This is a genomic window from Streptomyces sp. CS113 (genome assembly GCF_002188365.1).
Lineage (GTDB): Bacteria > Actinomycetota > Actinomycetes > Streptomycetales > Streptomycetaceae > Streptomyces > Streptomyces tendae.
Genome location: NZ_KZ195574.1, coordinates 3386873 through 3404415, shown reverse-complemented (window position 1 = coordinate 3404415; position 17543 = coordinate 3386873). Strand labels below are relative to the sequence as shown.

Annotated in this window: 13 protein-coding genes; 3 read left to right on the top strand and 10 right to left on the bottom strand. The window is 73.9% G+C overall.

Annotated elements, in window-relative coordinates; genetic code table 11:
- Positions 1 to 165: 165 nt before the first annotated feature.
- Positions 166 to 1023: a L,D-transpeptidase family protein gene (locus tag B9W62_RS14710; protein ID WP_373433687.1), complete on the bottom strand. Its 858-nt coding sequence runs from the start codon at positions 1021 to 1023 to the stop codon at positions 166 to 168.
- Positions 1024 to 1287: 264 nt separating this feature from the next.
- Between B9W62_RS14710 and B9W62_RS14705 the strand changes: the two genes are divergently transcribed.
- The gene (locus B9W62_RS14705; protein WP_087807620.1) at positions 1288 to 2868 is read left to right on the top strand and encodes an acyl-CoA mutase large subunit family protein; all 1581 of its coding nucleotides are present in this window, start codon (positions 1288 to 1290) and stop codon (positions 2866 to 2868) included.
- 25 nt (positions 2869 to 2893) lie between these two features.
- Here the strand turns inward: B9W62_RS14705 and B9W62_RS14700 are convergent, their stop codons facing one another.
- Entirely contained in the window at positions 2894 to 4324 is a 1431-nt protein-coding gene (locus B9W62_RS14700; protein ID WP_087807619.1) for an FAD-dependent oxidoreductase, read from the bottom strand.
- Positions 4325 to 4396: 72 nt separating this feature from the next.
- Between B9W62_RS14700 and B9W62_RS14695 the strand changes: the two genes are divergently transcribed.
- Complete coding sequence (locus B9W62_RS14695; protein ID WP_087807618.1) at positions 4397 to 5047, top strand: TetR/AcrR family transcriptional regulator; 651 nt, start codon at positions 4397 to 4399, stop codon at positions 5045 to 5047.
- Here the strand turns inward: B9W62_RS14695 and B9W62_RS14690 are convergent.
- Both B9W62_RS14690 and B9W62_RS14685 read right to left on the bottom strand, forming a co-directional pair.
- Entirely contained in the window at positions 5032 to 6051 is a 1020-nt protein-coding gene (locus B9W62_RS14690; RefSeq protein WP_087807617.1) for a class I SAM-dependent methyltransferase, read from the bottom strand. The two genes, B9W62_RS14695 and B9W62_RS14690, sit on opposite strands and share 16 nt — an antisense overlap.
- Positions 6052 to 6197: 146 nt before the next feature.
- Positions 6198 to 7109, bottom strand: a complete 912-nt coding sequence (locus B9W62_RS14685; RefSeq protein WP_087807616.1) for a class I SAM-dependent methyltransferase — start codon at positions 7107 to 7109, stop codon at positions 6198 to 6200.
- Positions 7110 to 7588: 479 nt separating this feature from the next.
- Between B9W62_RS14685 and B9W62_RS14680 the strand changes: the two genes are divergently transcribed.
- On the top strand, positions 7589 to 8575 hold the full coding sequence (locus tag B9W62_RS14680; RefSeq protein WP_373433737.1) for an acyltransferase: 987 nt from the start codon (positions 7589 to 7591) through the stop codon (positions 8573 to 8575).
- A gap of 66 nt (positions 8576 to 8641) precedes the next feature.
- Here the strand turns inward: B9W62_RS14680 and B9W62_RS14675 are convergent, their stop codons facing one another.
- The 6 genes from B9W62_RS14675 to B9W62_RS14645 form a co-directional block, all read right to left on the bottom strand.
- On the bottom strand, positions 8642 to 9997 hold the full coding sequence (locus B9W62_RS14675) for a polysialyltransferase family glycosyltransferase (RefSeq protein WP_087807614.1): 1356 nt from the start codon (positions 9995 to 9997) through the stop codon (positions 8642 to 8644).
- 3 nt (positions 9998 to 10000) lie between these two features.
- Positions 10001 to 10966 carry a glycosyltransferase family 2 protein gene (locus B9W62_RS14670; protein ID WP_087807613.1) on the bottom strand — a complete coding sequence of 322 codons (966 nt, stop codon included), beginning with the start codon at positions 10964 to 10966 and terminating at the stop codon, positions 10001 to 10003.
- Between the two features lie 135 nt (positions 10967 to 11101).
- Positions 11102 to 13783, bottom strand: coding sequence for a polysaccharide pyruvyl transferase family protein (locus B9W62_RS14665; RefSeq protein ID WP_256976352.1), 2682 nt, complete (start codon positions 13781 to 13783; stop codon positions 11102 to 11104).
- Positions 13780 to 15054: a tetratricopeptide repeat protein gene (locus B9W62_RS14655; RefSeq protein WP_087807612.1), complete on the bottom strand. Its 1275-nt coding sequence runs from the start codon at positions 15052 to 15054 to the stop codon at positions 13780 to 13782. The genes B9W62_RS14665 and B9W62_RS14655 overlap by 4 nt, the downstream gene beginning before the upstream one ends.
- A gap of 115 nt (positions 15055 to 15169) precedes the next feature.
- Complete coding sequence (locus B9W62_RS14650; RefSeq protein WP_087807611.1) at positions 15170 to 16504, bottom strand: polysialyltransferase family glycosyltransferase; 1335 nt, start codon at positions 16502 to 16504, stop codon at positions 15170 to 15172.
- Positions 16501 to 17499, bottom strand: coding sequence for a glycosyltransferase family 2 protein (locus B9W62_RS14645; protein WP_087807610.1), 999 nt, complete (start codon positions 17497 to 17499; stop codon positions 16501 to 16503). The genes B9W62_RS14650 and B9W62_RS14645 overlap by 4 nt, the downstream gene beginning before the upstream one ends.
- Positions 17500 to 17543: the final 44 nt, after the last annotated feature.

Here is a 17543-nt window from a genome sequence, read left to right as displayed (position 1 = left end):
GCCGCCGTGGCGCAGTAATGAGTGAGCCGACTGGTCATCGGCTTTCGCACCGAGCCGGGGTTCCCCCCGTACCTGCGGCTCGTGCACCTCGGCGCGGGCGGGACACGTTCCCCCGGTCCCGCCCGCGCCCCCTTCGCCGTACGGCGGTGTCACCGCCTCGGCCCCTCACCAGTACACGACGACCTTGTCGCCGTTCTTCACCTGTGCGTACAGATCCGCGATCGCCGCTTCGTCCCGCACGTTGACACAGCCGTGCGAGGCACCCGCGTATCCGTGCGCGGCGAAGTCGTAGGAGTAGTGCACGGCCTGGCCGCCGCTGAAGAACATGGCGTACGGCATGGCCGAGTCGTAGAGCGTCGAGACGTGGTGGCGGGACTTCCAGTAGACCTCGAAGACGCCCTCCCGGGTGGGGGTGTACTGCGAGCCGAAGCGCACGGACATCGTGGACACGGTCCGCCCGTCGACCATCCAGCGCAGCGTCCGGCTCGACTTGCTGACGCACAGCACCCGGCCCCTCGTGCAGCGCGGGTCCGGCGCGGCGGCGGGCTGGCCGCCCATCAGGTACAGCTCCCACTTGCCCGGCTCGTGCGACATCCCGAGCAGCCGCTGCCAGGTGACGGTGTCCGCGCGGCCGGTCCGCGGCAGCCCGCGCTTACCCTGGAAACCGCTGACGGCGCGCTCGGTCAGGTCGTCGTACGTGCCCGTCGGCCCGTCCACGAGCCACTCGACCTGGCGCAGCCTGGCCTGGAGCTCACGGACGTCGCGGCCGCTGTCGCCCCGTTCCCACAGCACCCTGGCGGCCTTCGTCCCGGCCGGGGGTGGCGCGGCCTTCGTGCCGGCCGGCGGCGCGGCCGGCGACCGCCGGTCCCGGGGCGACGGGCTCTTCGACGGCGCCCCGGTGGTGACCTCTATGCGCACCGGCGCGCGCCCCTTGCCGTCCGGCCCCGTGCCCTGCACGGTGCAGCCGCCCGCCACCAGCACGGCCCCGAGCGCGACGGCGCCCGCCCGTCCCGCGCTCCCCATGCCCGCCCCACGCATCACGGCCCCCCGTCGTCCCACGGTCCCGCACCGACGTCCTCTATGTGTTCCCCCGGATGACGCGCCGCGAACGGCACGGCATCGTTGTGACCGGGACCGCACCGAGGTTGTGAGGAAGGTCCCAGCGTGGGCCTCTCCACCGGGTGCACGCGCGCGGATACAGTCCGTCGAAGTGCCGGACTGTACCGGCGGGTAAATGACGGGTAGTCCGAGCGGTACGCACATGTGCTCAGCGGGAGGCATCACACCATGACGCGCGAGACCGAGTCCGGGCTGCCCATCGAACCGGTCTACGGGCCCGACGCCCTGACGGACTGGGACGCGGCCGACAAGCTGGGCGAGCCCGGGAAGTACCCCTTCACCCGGGGCGTGTACCCGTCGATGTACACGGGCCGGCCGTGGACGATGCGCCAGTACGCCGGTTTCGGCACGGCGACGGAGTCCAACGCCCGCTACAAGCAGCTCATCGCCAACGGCACCATGGGCCTGTCGGTCGCCTTCGACCTGCCCACCCAGATGGGCCACGACTCCGACGCGCCGATCGCGAGCGGCGAGGTCGGCAAGGTCGGCGTCGCCATCGACTCCATCGACGACATGCGGGTGCTGTTCGGCGGGATCCCGCTGGACAAGGTCTCGACGTCGATGACGATCAACGCCCCGGCCGCGCTGCTGCTCCTGCTCTACCAACTCGTCGCCGAGGAGCAGGGCGTGAGCGCGGACAAGCTCACCGGCACGATTCAGAACGACGTGCTGAAGGAGTACATCGCGCGCGGGACGTACATCTTCCCGCCCAAGCCCTCGCTGCGCCTGATCGCCGACATCTTCAAGTACTGCCGGGCCGAGATCCCGAAGTGGAACACCATTTCGATCTCCGGTTACCACATGGCCGAGGCGGGCGCGTCTCCCGCGCAGGAGATCGCCTTCACCCTCGCGGACGGCATCGAGTACGTGCGCACCGCGGTCGCGGCCGGCATGGACGTGGACGACTTCGCGCCCCGCCTGTCCTTCTTCTTCGTGGCCCGTACGACGATCCTGGAGGAGGTCGCCAAGTTCCGCGCGGCCCGCCGGATCTGGGCGCGGGTGATGCGCGAGGAGTTCGGCGCGAAGAACCCCAAGTCGCTGATGCTGCGCTTCCACACCCAGACCGCGGGCGTGCAGCTGACCGCCCAGCAGCCCGAGGTGAACCTGGTCCGCGTCGCCGTGCAGGGCCTGGGCGCGGTCCTCGGCGGCACGCAGTCCCTGCACACCAACTCCTTCGACGAGGCCATCGCACTGCCCACCGACAAGTCGGCCCGGCTCGCCCTGCGCACCCAGCAGGTCCTCGCCTACGAGACGGACGTGACGGCGACCGTCGACCCCTTCGCCGGTTCCTACGTCGTGGAGCGGATGACCGACGACGTCGAGGCGGCGGCGCTCGAGCTGATGGGCAAGGTCGAGGACCTGGGCGGCGCGGTCAACGCGATCGAGCACGGCTTCCAGAAGGGCGAGATCGAGCGCTCCGCCTACCGCATCGCCCAGGAGACCGACTCCGGCGAGCGGGTCGTGGTCGGCGTCAACCGCTTCCAGCTCGACGCGGAGGAGCCCTACGAGCCGCTCCGCGTCGACCCGGCCATCGAGGCCCAGCAGGCGGAACGCCTGGCCGGGCTCCGCGCGGAGCGCGACCGGGCGGCGGTGGACTCGGCCCTGGCGGCGCTGAAGAAGGCCGCCGAGGGCGAGGACAACGTCCTGTACCCGATGAAGGACGCGTTGCGGGCCCGCGCGACGGTCGGCGAGGTGTGCAACGCGCTGCGGGAGGTCTGGGGGACGTACGTGCCCTCGGACGCCTTCTGAGGGCACGCGGGAACCGGTTCGGGCCTCAGGCGCTCAGCCCGAACCGGCCCAGGTAGGCGTCGAGCCCCGCCGGCGTGTCGCCGGCCCACCCGACGTAGCCGTCCGGCCGTACGAGGAACAGCCCCGTCCCGTACGCCCCGTGCGCGCCCCCGTGCACCACCGGCACCGCCGCGCCCACGCCGCCGCCGGGCGCGTCGACGCCCAGCGCCAGCAGCGTCCAGTGCGGTCCCCGGAAGGCGTCGAAGAGCCGTACGCCGGCCACCGTCCCGTCCGGCGCGCGGTCCCCGGCCCGCACCGCGTCCTCGCCGACGGCGTCCCGCGACTCCACCGTCAGCGACGAGTCCCGGTACCCGATCCCCAGCTGCCGGGTCGCCTTGCCGCGTTGCACCTCGCCGCGGTGGACGGCCGTCGACAGGTTGAGCATGTCCGCGGCGACCGGGCGCCGTTCCTCCTCGTAGCTGTCCAGGAGCGCGGCCGGGGCGGCCGCCTTCAGCACGGCGTCCAGCTTCCAGCCCAGGTTGTAGGCGTCCTGGATGCTGGTGTTGAGCCCCTGACCGCCCGCGGGGGAGTGCACGTGCGCGGCGTCGCCTGCGATGAACACCCGGCCCGCGCGGAAATGGTCGGCCAGCGCCGCCCGCGGCCGGAAGTCGGAGGCCCAGCGGACCTCGGTGACGTCCTCGGCGGCTATGTGCGAGCGCTCCGCGACGACCTTGCGGATGCCGTCGGGGGAGGTGTCGACCTCCGAGCCCGCCGGGAACCGCGCCATCACCTGGAAGTCCTCGGTGCCGGCCAGCGGGCAGACGGCAAGGAGGTCGTCGCCCCCGCGCGGCGGGAAGACGTGCCAGTTCTCCCGGTCCAGGCCGCTGATCCGCACGTCCGCCACCAGCGTCGGGTTCGGGTCGACGTCCTCGCCGGTCATGCCGATGCCCAGCGCCCGGCGCACCGCCGACCGGCCGCCGTCCGCCGCGACCAGGTAGCGGGCGCGCAGCGTACGGCCCGAGGCGAGGTGCGCGGTCACGCCCTGCGCGTCCTGCACGACACCGGTGACCTCGTGGTGGAAGGCGACCGTGCCGCCCAGTTCCGCCAGGCGCTCCGCCAGGACTTCCTGGGTGCGCCACTGCGGCACCATCCACGACCTGTTGTAGGGCGAGTCCTCGCTCGGCTCGGCCGGCTCGAACATGTGGTGCTCGCCGACCCGCTCGCCGTCCTTCCAGATCATGCCGATCGGGTAGGTGCCGCCCACCGCGTGGATCGCGTCGACGACGCCGAGGTCGTCGAAGACCTCCATCGTGCGGGGCTGGAAGCCCTTGCCCCGCGAACCCGGGAACAGCTTGCCCGCGCTCTCCAGGACCAGCGCGTCCACCCCGCGCCGGGCCAGGTCGATCCCGAGGGCCAGGCCGGTGGGGCCCGCGCCGACGATCAGAACCTCGGTTTCCCGTACATCCGCGACATTCATGACAAGTCTCCTTAACTTTGTTAAGTGCCGTCCGGGTTCGAGAATGGCCTTAACGTCGTTAAGCTGTCAAGTGTGAGTACGGAACGACGCGCCCCCCTCGACCGCCGACGGGTCGCGGACACGGCGCTGAAGCTGCTGAACGAGGTCGGTCTGGACGGCCTGACCCTGCGCGCCATCGCCAGGGAGCTGGACGTCAAGGCGCCCGCCCTCTACTGGCACTTCAAGGACAAGCAGGCCCTGCTCGACGAGATGGCCACCGAGATGTACCGGCGGATGGTCGCCGGGACCCCGCTCGACCCGGCCGACACCTGGCGGGAGCGGCTGCTCAAGGCCAACCGCGGGCTGCGCGCGGCCCTGCTCGCCTACCGCGACGGCGCCAAGGTGTTCAGCGGTTCACGCTTCACCGGCGCGGTGCACGCCGAGCAGATGGAGGGGACCCTGCGGCTGTTCACCGCCGCCGGGCTCACCCTCGCGCAGGCGGTGCGGGCGACCAACACGACGTATCTGTTCACCCTCGGCTTCGTCACCGAGGAGCAGGGCGTCGAGCCCCTGCCCGGCGAGCGCCGGGAGGGCTTCGACGTGGACGAACGCGCCCGCCTGCTGGCCGACTACCCGCTGACGGCCGCGGCGGGCGCGGAGATCTTCATGGACTACGACCGGCACTTCGAGGAGTCGCTGGCCCTGGTGATCGCGGGTGTCGCGGCGTCCTACGGCCTCGACTGAGCCGTCCCCGGCGTCCTGCCCGCCTTCGCCCGCCGCGCCGCCCGGTACCGGCGCACCGCCCGCGTGACGAGCGGCGGCAGCAGGTCCAGGGCGAGCCGCCGGGTGCGGTCCCGCGGGGTCGCCGGCCGGGCCGTCCGGGCGGGCCGCGCCGCCGGCCGGGCCTGCGGGGTCCGGCCGGGCACCGGGACGGCCTCCGTCCGGCCCGCCTCGGGGCCCGCCGCGGGGGCCGGCGCGGGCGCCGGGTGCCGCGAGGACGGCAGCGAGGGCGGCCGCAGCCGCTTGCCCCGGGCGCGGGTTCGCACCAGCCGGTGCCCGGCGGCCCGCTCCACGGTCACGGCGATGTCGTCGCGCCCGCCCAGCGCCGCCAGCAGCTCCTCCCGCACCGGCTCCGGATCGCCCCAGGTGCCGTACAGCTTCTGGCTGCTCAGGCAGACCGGGCGCAGCCCGCGGTTGAGCACCGCCTCCCAGGCCGCGACGGCGACGCCCGGGGTGTGCTCGCTGCGGAAGTCGTCCAGGACGACGATGCCGTCGGGCACCAGCAGCTCCTTGGCCGCGCCGATGTCGCCCTCGACGTGCTCGTACAGGTGCGAGGCGTCGATGTGGACGAAGCGGCAGGTGCCCGGCGCGACCTCGTCGACGACCGCGGAACTGGGCGCCTGGATGATCGTCGGCAGGGTGGGGTGGAAGGCGAGGTAGTTCCGTTCGAAGGCCTGGCGGGTGAGGGAGGAGTACGACTTCGCCGCCTCCGCCCGGTTGGCCGCGTCCGGCGGCTCGGCGCCGAACAGGTCGCAGACCGTGAGGGTCTCGCCGTCCCGCAGCCGGTGCCCGAGCAGGATCGCGCTCTTGCCCAGGTAGGCGCCCAGTTCCAGCAGGTCGCCGCGGGTGTCCAGCCGCTCCTGCCGCTCCAGGAACCAGGAGAAAAGCACCTGGTCGAGCGGCCAGAACCAGCCGGGGACGTCGTTCAGCTCACCGGGGTACTCGTGCGTGACTTGCGCAGTGGCCATGAGGCGAGGATGCCCCCTCGACGCCGGAAATGGAGTCGGCACACGCGATCCGACGGTCGGAAAATCGCACGTATCGCCCAATGGGTCCGGTGCGCCACCGTGCGCAGCCCGCCCGGGAGGCCTCCGCGAAACCCGCGGGGAGCCCCTCAGGAAGCCCGCAGAAAGGCGGAGTGGGCCGCCTTGCCGAGGTAGGTGAAGCGGGTGTCGTCCTTCAGGTGCTCGTCGAGCGCCTCCTCGATGCCCGGCCAGCTCGGGTCCCCGAAGTCGTCCAGGACGACGATCGCGCCGGGCGCGGCGATCTCCTCGGCCCACTGGAGGTCCTGGCGCACCCCCTTCGCCGAGTGGTCGCCGTCGATGACGATCACGCCGTAGGAGCGGTCGGAGACGGCCGCTCGGGTGTCGGGGTCCTCGGAGAACCCCTGCCGGACGCGGGCGGCCGCGCCGGCCGGACCGGCCAGGGCGAGGTTGGTGCGCACGGCGTGCTCGTCGACCGGCGTGCCCGTCGGGTCGGGACGCACGGTGGTGCCGGGCTGGAGCTGCACACCGGCGAACGGGTCCACGATGGTCAGCGCCGGGCTGCGGCCGTCGCGCTCCAGCATCCGCAGCAGACCGGTGGAGAACATGCCGTACAGCGTGCCTATCTCCAGGACCTCGTCGTTCGGCGGGCCGAGCAGCGGGATCGAGGCGAGCTTGCCGCAGATGTTCATGGTGCCGCCCGCGACCCGGCCCACGCCCAGCGACTCCAGCGCGATCAGCAGACGGTACGCGGTGGCCACGTTGCGCTCGGCCGCGATCCGGTCCCCGGCCAGCGCCGCGACCTCGCGGTGCAGCCGTTCCAGGGACCCCTTGGCCACCATCCGGGAGATGCCGCGCCCGGACGGTCCGACCAGCAGCTCGAAGGTGAGCTGCTGCTTCTCGGTGACCTCGGCGTCGGGCACCGGTGGCCGGCGGGACTCCGCGGCGCGGATCCGCCGCTCGATGCGCTGATCGATGAGATCGGCGACGGGACGCAACAGGCGCCGGCCGGCGGAACTGCGGATCAGGGTACGGCTGTTCATGGGTCAACGACCTCTATCCGTCACGGAAGTGAACGTGGGTGCGTGGAACGCCAGTGGGGTGGGTGAGGCCAGACTAGGGAGGTACCGCGCCCGGGACGCAGCCTCCGGACGGGACCAGGGGGCGAACTTCTGCGGAACGGCGGATGGCCGGACGATGGCGGCTCCCGGTGTTCACCGGGGGGTCACGCACATGTCGCCGATGTTCATCCGGCGCCGCTTTCCGGCGCTCGCGGGCCTCTCATAGCCTGCACCGACGCGCCGCGCGGCGCCGCGGTGCGAGCGCGCGCGACGCGGCATGCCGATCCCCCGGCCCGGCCCACGGCGCCGGGCCCGTGCGTCCAACCCGGGAGTGACCACCCATCGCCGCCGAGCCCCTGACCGCCACCGAGCCGGTCCGCCCCGCCACCCCCGCCGCCGCCCAGGAGCGGGCGGCACGCCCCCGCGGGGAACACCGGTACGACGTCGACCTCGTCCGGGTGCTGGCCTCGGTCGGGGTCATCGTCTGCCACGCCGCCGGCGAACTGATGAAGGCCGTCGACCGCGACCCCGCGCAGGGCGGGCCCGTCTACTGGACGGGGCTCACCGGGGACGCGCTGAGCCGCTGCGCGGTACCGCTGTTCTTCGCCATCGCCGGCTGGGTCGTCCTCAGCGGGGCCCCGCCCCGCGACGGCCGGCAGGTCCGCAAGCGGCTGACCCGCATCCTCGTGCCGCTCGCCGTGTGGACCGCCCTCTACCTGCTGTGGGACTGGGCGCGGGACGCCAACACCGAACCCACCGCGCAGCTCGCCCGGGACGCGGTGTTCGCCTCCGTGCGGCCCGCCTTCCACCTCTGGTACCTGTACGCCTACGTCCCGGTGATCCTGCTGCTGTCGGTGGCCGTCCTGGTCAGGAACGGCAAGCGGCCCTGGGGCGCGGGCGCCGCCCTGCTCGGCCTCGCGCTCGCCCCGACCCTCCTCGGCGACCTCGGGCGCCTCCTCGACGTGCGCGTGCCCCCGTTCGCCTGGCAGTTCGGCGTCTACCAGATCGCGTACGCCGTGGCCGGGGCCGTCCTGCTGTCGCTGCCGGGTTCCGCGGTCGCGGGCCGGCGCCGACGCCTGCTGTGGCTGGCCGGCGGGCTCTGCGCGTGGGCCGCGGTCGCCGTCTACGAGCACCGGGTGCACTTCCCGAGCCCGTACGCCTCCGTGGTGGTGGCGCTGCTGGCCGGCACCCTGCTCATGGCGCTCGACCGGATCAGGGTGCCCGAGCGGTTGCGGCCGCTGCTCGGCAGGCTCGCCGGGGCCTCCTTCGGCGCCTACCTGGTCCATCTGGTCTTCCTGGAGGCGCTCGCCCCGCGGCTGGTGTCGGCGGACGCGGGCTGGGCGGGCGCCGCGGGCGCTCTCGCCGGTCTGACGGCCGTCACGGTCGTGCTGTCGTTCGCCGCCGCCCTGGCGTGGACGCGGCTGCGGCTGGGCCGCTGGCTGGGCTGACCCGGCACGAGGACGCCGGAGCCCCCGCCGTCCGGGCGGGGGCTCCGGCCCACCTGCTACTTCCTCCTACTTCTTTCCGGCACCGCGCCGCACGGCCCGGCGCACCACCCGCCTGGCCCGCCGCACCTGGAGCTTCGCGCGCAGCTGCGGGCGGCTGCCGGGCAGGCCCAGCTCGGTCAGCCGCAGCTCGGGGAAGTAGTACCCGGGCACGGCGGAGAGGTGGCCGCGCAGCCAGTCCTCCGTCGGCGTGCGCAACTCCGCGTACGTCTTGGGCTGCATGCAGAAACCGATGGCCCGCACCAGCGGCGCCAGGGACTCGGGCGCCGCGCCGACGAGCGCCGGCTCCCGGCCGCCCTCCAGGTCGGGCACCAGGTGGTCGACGACGGCCAGGGGCACCCGGTTGCTGTTCGGGTAGGGCTTGAGCCGCTCCATCACCAGCGCCGTCCCGACCCGCGCGACGGGCACCCGGTAGTAGGCGGAGGCGGTCACCATCGCCGTCGAGAAGCAGCCGACGACGAGTTCCGGGGCGCAGTGGTCGTACAGGGTCTCGGCCAGCAGGGGCGCGTCCAGCACGGTGAGCCGTACGCCGGCGTCCGCGGCCGCCTTGCTCAGGGCCGCCGTGTAGCCGGCGGGCGCCGTCGGGTGGGGCTTGAAGACGACGGAGCGGTGCCCGGCCCGCGCGGCCCCGGTCAGCATCCGGACGTGGAGGTCCTCCTCCTCCTGCGCGGTGAGGATGTTGATCGCCGCCAGGTACTGGCCGAGCAGCACGGCCGTCGGCTTCTCCCGTACCACGGGCGCCAGTTCGGGGCCGTCGGCCGCTTCCCGGGAGATCTCGTCGAGCACCGCGCGGAACGACGCGTCGGGGACGACCTCGGGCTCCACGCCGAACTCCGAGAGCAGCATCGGCCGCAGGCCCGGGATCAGGTCGAGGTGGAGCAGGCGGCGGATGCGGCGCGCGAGGGTCAGCGGCAGCTTCTCGCGGGTCGGGCCGTAGCTCATCAGGCCGTCGGCGTACACGTGAAGGCTCGCCTCGGAGAAGATCGCGGCCAGCGCGCGGGCCGGGTTGACCTGGATCGACTCGACGGCCAGCTCGATCAGGTCCCGCTCGCCGATGCCCCAGGCGAGCCGGAAGGCCTTCTGCCACAGCGACACGTCGTTGCCGCGCGGGCCCCAGGCGCTGGGGTGGTGCGGGCGGATCGCCTCGTTCCACGACACCACGTCGTCGAACCGGCCGGTTATTCGCCCGTACCCGTGCATCTCGTCCAGGCGCAGGGCGGTCTCGGGTATCGCCGCGTTGTTGGACACCAGCAGGACGCGCCGGGCGCTGTCGCGCGGCCCGAACAGGCCGGCGTCGAGCGCCGCGGCGAGGGTGGCCGCGCCGTAGAGCGTGGAGACCTGGAAGATCTGGGTCTTGTGGGGCATGGATCAGGCAGCCTTCCGCCCGTCACGCAGGCGGCCGAGCAGCCTGCTGCGAGTCCTGTCGATGGTCCGGAGGGTCTCCTCCAACACGTGCTGGGGCATGCGGTGCAGCGCGTCCCGCGCCTCCCGGCGAAGCCGCTGGGCCGCCGAGGACTCGTACTCGTCCACCTTGCCGAGGTGGAAGGCGATCATGGCGCAGTACGTCCGTACCGCCTTGGGCAGGAAGCGTTCGGCCTCCCGGTCCTGCGCCAGGTCCTCCAGGAGCATGTCGTAGGCCGGGATGAAGTCCAGCTGCCGGGAGTCCTTGATCTGGGTGAGCGAGGTGGCGACGCCCCGCCGGTAGAACACCCCGTGCAGGCCCACCGACGCGTACGTGGCGGCCTTCAGGTGCAGGCGCCAGATCCACAGCCGGTCCTCGGCGGTGCGCAGTTCGGTGGCGAAGCGCATGCCGCCGTTGTCGAAGAGGTGCCGCCGGTAGATCCCCGCCCAGACGAAGGGGTAGTCGACCATCGTCTCCATGTGCGGCGGCGCGATGCCGTCGCGCGGGTCCATCACGATGTTGCGCGCGGGCGCCGGGGGCCGCCGGACCACCCGCTCGGTGCCGGTGGCCTGCACATGGTCGGTGCGGGCGAAGTCGCAGTCCAACTCCTCCACCCAGCGCACCAGTTCGGTGAGATAACCGGGCCCGTACCAGTCGTCGCCGTCGAGGAAGGTGACGAAGTCGCCCCGGGCCGCGTCGATACCGCTGTTGCGGGCCTGCGCTATGCCTCGGTTGGTCTCGTGCCGGATCACCCGGGTGTCGGTGCGCCCGTCCGTCCAGCGGTCGATCCACCACGGCGTGGAATCCGTGGAGCAGTCGTCGACGAGCAGGAATTCGAAGTCCGGGTCCGCGTTGTTGGCGAGACTTCTCAGAGTGCTCTCGGCGAAAGATTCCACATTGTGCATGGGAACGACGACGGACAGTTTCGGCACGCGTGCCTCTCACGTTCGAGGGTGGGAGAGATGAGGGGAGATTGGAACAGGCTAACCAGGCGCCCGGATCCGGCGGTGGCCGTGCGGGCTCGGAAAGGAGAACTCCGTTCGCAGCGGAAGTGAATTCTTGGTGTTTCAGGCCCGTTCCGGGGTTTTACCGAGACCGAACGTGTCCCGCAGCTCCGCGATGTTCGACCGCGTGGTCCGCCACAGGGCCTCCTGCGCGCCGTGCACGTCGGCCACGGCCGCCGCGTGGTCGTCGAGCAGCGCGGACGCCCGCTCCGCGAGCCGCGGGCCCAGCCTCCGGTCGTGCACCGACAGCCCCCACTCCGGGTGCCCGACGTCCGTCAGGAAGTAGGCGAGCTTCGGGTGGGACACCAGGCTCAGGATCGGCGTCCCGCAGCCGAACGGGATCATCCCGGCGTGCCCGCGCATCCCGATCACCAGCCGGGCCCGCCGGTACAGGTCGCGGATCGCGTCGTTCGGCATGTCGTAGAGCTGCTCGACGGGCAGGGCGATGCCGTGCTCGCGCCGCAGGTCGTGCACGAAGCGCTCGTCGGCCGGCATGTGCGCCGCGTACCGGACGTCCGCCCGGTCCCGCAGGGTGCGCAGCGCGGTGGCCAGTTGGGCCAGGAAGTGGCCGTAGTCGTGGCCGAAGCGCAGCCCCGCTCGGTCGTAGGCGCAGTTGATCAGGACGGTGTCCGACCGCTCGGCCGGATCCGTCCACCCCGGGACCAGGTGCCGGGCGACCGTGGTCGGGCAGGGCTGGTAGCGCACCCGGTCGCGCAGGGAGGCGGGCAGCAGCTCCCGGACCCGCTCGATCGAACCGTGGTTGCGCAGCCCGAAGAACGCCGACCGCTCGACCAGCACCCGCAGGCTCTCCGCGAACCGGCCCCGCCGGTAGCGCTGCCCGTCGAACAAGTTGTAGCCGACCGCGAACACCGCCAGCGGCGCGGTCACGCGGGCCAGCAGCGCGTCCGGCACGTTCCACTGCCAGTGGCTGTTGCCGTTGGGCGAGGTGTCCGGCAGGAAGAGCCCGCCGCCGCCGACGACCACCCCGCGCCGCGCGTTCAGCTCCTCCAGGGCCGCCTCGTCGACGAGCCGGTGCACCGGCTGCGGGTGCCAGCGGCCCGGGCCGGTGTCCGCGCCGAAGCACAGGCGCACCGCCTCCGGCAGTACCCGGTCCCCGGCGTTCTCCCGGCCCTCCGCGAACAGCGCCACGTGCGCGAGCTGTTCGGCGGCGGCGCCCTCGGGCCGGCGCGGCCCGGGCACGTCCGGACGGGTGCGGGTGTACCAGGCGTGGCAGCCCGCGTCGGTGGGGTCGGCGGCCAGGCCCTCGCGGGCGTAGGCGTGCGCGTCCGCCTCCCGCCCGCACAGGTGGGCCAGCCGGGCCAGCTGGGCGAAGGCGCGGGGGGCGAGGTCGGGGGAGGCGGCGGCCAGCAGCAGGTGGGCCTCCGCCTCGTCGTAGCGCGAGAGTGCCATCAGGCAGACGCCCAGCGTCTCGTGGCAGCGCGGCGCGTCCAGCCGGTCCGCGACGACCGGGGCGAGTACCTCCACGGCCTCGTCGTAGCGGCCCTGCCCCCGGTACACGTCGGCGACCGTGCGGGCCAGGTCCAGCGAGGGCCGCGCCCTGAGCAGCGGCGGCGCGAGGTGCGCCAGCAGGTCGGGGTGCTTGCCGCCGGGCAGGGCGCGGTAGGCGGCCCGGAACTCCTCGTCGCCCATCTCGAAACGGCGCCACGCCTCGGTGGCCGGACCGTACCCCGGCGCGTCGGCCGGCCCCGTGAAGCGCAGTACGGCGACCGGGGCGGGCACCGGCAGGTCGCCGTACAGCCGGCGGGCGAGGAAGTCGTAGCGCGCGTCCAGTGGCGTCACGTCGCCGTCGGCCACCGGGTCGGCGCCGCCCGGGTCGCCCAGCCGCTCGGCCAGGGCCTCGTCCAGGTCGGCGCACTGGACCACGAAGAGACCGTCCGGCAGCACCGCCCGCCGCTCCCCGTCCTCCCCGGGGGACAGCACCTGCGGCACGGCCGCCACGCCGAACCGCATCCGCAGCAGCTCGCCGAGGTCGCCCAGGACGACGGACGCGGTGCCGAGGGCGACGACGGTGTCGTACCCCGCCGGCCGCAGGACGGCGCCGCGGTCCCCGGCGCGGCGCGTGACGACCCGCGGGTGCAGCCGCCGCACCGCGTCGAACGAGGCCTCGGGCAGCCCGGGGTGGAACACCACCACGTCCTCGCACACTCGGGGGTTGCTCAGCACCAGACTCCGGACCAGCACGGCCAGACCGGCCAGGCCGCCCTCGTCGACGTACACGGCGAACGCGATCCGCCGCCGACCGGTGACGGCACTCCGGTCGTCGGCGGACGCGGCGGCGGACGCGGCGTGGGAGGCGGGGGCGGCGTGGGAGGCGGACGAGGCGAGGGCTCCCGCAGAGTCGGCCGAGCCCGAGACGGCCGAGGCGGAGAGGGCGCCCGCGGTGGCGGCGGCCGCGGCGGTGGCGGAGCCCGTGGAGGTCGGTGCCGCGAGGGAGCCCGCAGCGGTCGAGGAGGTCGAGGCGGCCGAGGAGTTGGGGGACGTCGAGGCGGAGAGGGCGCCCGCGGCGGTGGCGGGGCCCGTGGCGGTCGGTGCCGTGGGGGAGCCCACAGCGGCCGAGGCGGCTGAGGCGGCCGAGGAGTTGGGGGACGTCGAGGCGGAGAGGGTGCCCGCGGTGGTGGCGGCCGCAGCGGCGGCGGCGCCCGGGGCGGTCGGCGCCGTGGGGGAGCACGCAGCGGTCGAGGTGGTCGAGGCGTTGGGGGGCGTCGAGGCGGAGGGGTGGGTCATCGCAGGGCGGTCCTCATCTTGCTGTCGTCGACGTGCGTGGCGCGGCGTGCGACCCACTCGGCCTCCCGGGGCCGCAGCCGGCCGGCCGGGGTGAAGCCGACGAGATCGAGGCGGGGGCTCGCGTCCAGGAAGTCCAGGAGGCGGAGCACGGTGAAGGCCGTGGTCGGCGCCGCACCCCAGTCGCCCTCGCCCAGCAGCGCCGGGTCGCTCAGGGGGCGGCGCAGCGACGCGTCCGCGAGGTGGTCCTGCGCGCCGGGCACGATCCGCTCCCGGACGGCGCGGCGCCAGCCGGCCACCGGGTCGCCGAACACCAGCCGGACCCCGGCCCGCTGCGTCCACGCCGGTCCATCCCACGGGGTGTCGCCCCGCAGCGTGACGGCGTGCAGGTCGGTGCGCCCGCCGGTGCCCTCGGCCCGCAGGCGGAACGAGTCGCAGCGCACCACCAGGTCGTAGCCGTCGATCTCGGCGCACAGCGTGCTCCCGGACACGTCGCCGGCGTTCGCGACGACGCACACCGTCCGTCCCGCGACCAGCGCCCGCAGACCGCCGACGTCGACGGGGGTGGTGCCGCCCAGCAGCGGGTCGGGTACCCGGTCCCGCTCGCCCAGCCGCCGGTAGGAGCCGTACAGCGCGAGGAGGCGCCGCACCGCGGGGTCGGCCGGGCCGTGTGCGGCCACCACCGCCCGCACGTAGGCGTCGAAGCGCGGGGCCAGCACCGCGGTGGTCGCGGTGGGCTCCGCGAGCAGCTCGCGCAGTTCGGAACCCTCGGCGGGGAAGAGCGCGACGGCCGCCTCCAGGCAGGCCCGGCGGCGGTGCAGGGTGTCCGTCCGGCGGGCGACCTCGGGCGCCGGGCGGCCGTCGGACAGCAGCGCGGCATAGCGCTCGTAGCACTCCAGCGCCTCGGCGTCGCGGCCCAGCCCGTCCAGCGCCAGGCCACGCAGCCGCCATGCCCCCTTGGACCGCCGCCGGATCCCGGCCGCCGACTCGGCGAGCCCCAGCGCGAGTCCGAGGCCGTGCTCCCCGCCCGCCTCCAGCGCGCGCTCGCCGACCTGGAGCAGGGCGTCGAAGGGGTCCGCCGCCGGACCGTCGAGCGAGGCCGCGAAGGCGCCGATCGCCCGGGTCAGCCGGACCTGCGGGCCGGTGGCCCCGGCCGCCCCGGGCTCCTGTGCGGCGAGGTGCTCGCCGCACAGGCGCATGCTCCGGGCGTACGGGCCGGGCCAGGATGCCTCCCGCTGCCGTGCCTTGAACAATCCCGCCAGGGGCTTCGTCACGCGTTCCACCGTTCTCCGACCGGACGCCGAATGTGCCCCAGGGCGACGGTCCGCGGGTGGCTTGCGGGCGGACGGCGGGTGAACACTCACCCTCCGGTGGCCGTCCGGCCGGCCGTCACCGCCCGATCGAGCGCCGGATGGACCGCGCCCGGCGCACCACCCTGCGGGCCGTGGAGTTGTGCGGCAGGAATCCCAGCCGGGCCGGGATGCCGCCCGGCAGGCCCAGCGAGGTGAGCCTGCGCTTCTTGAAGTACCGCCAGGTGCGGGCGTCCAGGTGCGCGCGCAGATACGCCTCCGCCTCCGGCCGCAGCTCCGGCAGCACCTTGGGCTGCATGGCGAACCCGACGGTCCGCACCAGCGCGGCCAGCTCCTCGGCGTCCGCGTCCCGCAGTCCACCGGCGACCGCGGCCGGGTCCGACAGGTCCGGCAGGAGCGCGTCCACGAGCGTGGCGGGCACGCGGTTGCTGTTCTCGTACGGCGTCAGCCGGTCGAGCAGCCGCTCGGTGCCGACCCGGGCCACCGGCAGGCCGTACAGCGCGGACGCGGTGAGCAGGGCCGTGGAGAAGCAGCCGACGACCAGCGCCGGACGCATCCGCCGGAACAGCACCTCGGCCAGCACCGGTGTCTCCACCACGGTGAGGTCGACCCCCAGCCGCCCGGCCTCCTCCTCCAGCACCCGGGTGAAGCGGGCCGGGGCCGTGGGGTGCGTCTTGAACACCACGCGCGTGTGCCCGAGCCCGGCGACGCCGGTCAGCATCCGCACGTGCAGGTCCTCCTCCTCCTCGGCGGAGAGGATGCCCAGCGCCGACAGGTACTGGCCGAGCAGCACCGCGGGCCGCTCCACGTCCGGCAGCCCGGGGCCGGTGTCCGCCAACTCGGCCAGCACCTTGGTGAACGCCGGGGACGGCACCACCTCGGGCTCGACGCCGAACTCCGTCAGCAGCAGCGGCGCGAGCCCCGGCACCAGGTCCAGGTGGAGCAGCCGCTCCACCCGTGTGCCGACCAGCGGGGCCAGCTTGGTGCGGGTGGGCCCGTAGCTCATCAGACCGTCCGCGTAGACGGTCAGGGGCGCGTCGGTGAAGATCTGCGCCACGCCGATCGCCGGGGGCACGTGGACCGACTCCACGGCCAGCGCCACGTCGTCGTCGCCGAGCCCCCAGGCGAGCCGCAGGTGCCGCTCCCACAGCGGGACGTCCCCGGCCCGCGGCGACCAGTCGCCGGGGTGGAAGGGAGAGATCGCCTCGTTCCACGACACCACGTCGTCGAACCGGCCCCGCAGCCGCTCGAACCCCGGCGCGGCGTCCAGGGCCGGGGTCGTCTCGGGCGTCGCCGCGTTGTTGGCGACCAGCAGGATCCGCCGGTCGGCCGCGTCGAAGCAGCCGGAGTCCAGGGCCGCGGCCAGCGTGGCCGTGCCGTACAGCGTCGACGCCAGGAAGATCTGCGTGGTCATGCCGCCGCCTCCTCGGCCGGCCGGCCGGTGGCCGCCGCGCCCGCGCGACGGCGCAGCCGCCGCAACCGCGTGGCGCGCTCGGCGTCCATCGTGTCCAGCACCTCGTCGAGCGCGTCCTGCGGCATCCGCCGCAGCGCCGCCGCGCTCCGCTCCTTCAGTATCCGGGCCACACCGGGCTCGAACCGCTCGATGGAACCGAGGTGGTGGGAGATGATCGCGCAGTACGTCCGGACCGCCTTCGGCACCAGCCGCGCGGCGTCCGGGTCCCCGGCCGCCCCCGCGAGCACCTCGTCGAAGGCGCGGATGAAGTCGAGCTGGCGCACGTCACCGATCTGGGTGAGCGAGGACGCCACCCCGCGCCGGTAGAACACGCCGAGCAGCCCGGTCACCGCGAAGGACTCCGCCTCCCGGTGCAGCTTCCAGATCCACGGCCGGTCCTCGGCCGTGCGCAGCCCGTCGGTGAAGTGCAGCAGACCGCGCTCGGCCAGCCGGCGGTGGTAGACGCCCGCCCACGCGTAGGCGTAGTCGACGGAGGTGGTGCGGTGCGCGGGCAGGATCGCGTCGCGCGGGCGCAGGGCCCTGTTGCGGCGGCCGTGCGGGACCCGGTGCAGGGTGCGGTTGCGTCCCGTGCACTGCACGTGGTCGGTGCGCACGAAGTCGACGTCCAGCTTCTCGATGGCGGTCACCAGGTCGGCGCAGTGGCCCGGCGCCAGCCAGTCGTCGCCGTCCAGGAAGGCGAGGTACTCGCCGCGCGCCCGGTCGATGCCGGTGTTGCGGGCCGTCGCCAGGCCGCCGTTCTTCTCGTGTATGACCAGCACCGCCCCCGGCAGCTCCCGCTCCGCGCGCGCGAGGAGGTCCACGGTCCCGTCGGTGGAGCAGTCGTCGACGAGAATGAACTCGAAGTCGTCCCGCGCGTTGGCGCGCAGACTCCGCAGGGTGTCTGGGGCGTACTGCCGCACGTTGTAGAACGGCACGATGACGGAGAGCTTGGGCACGTCGGCGACGTTATGCGACGGTCCGGCATTCGGCTTTACCGGTT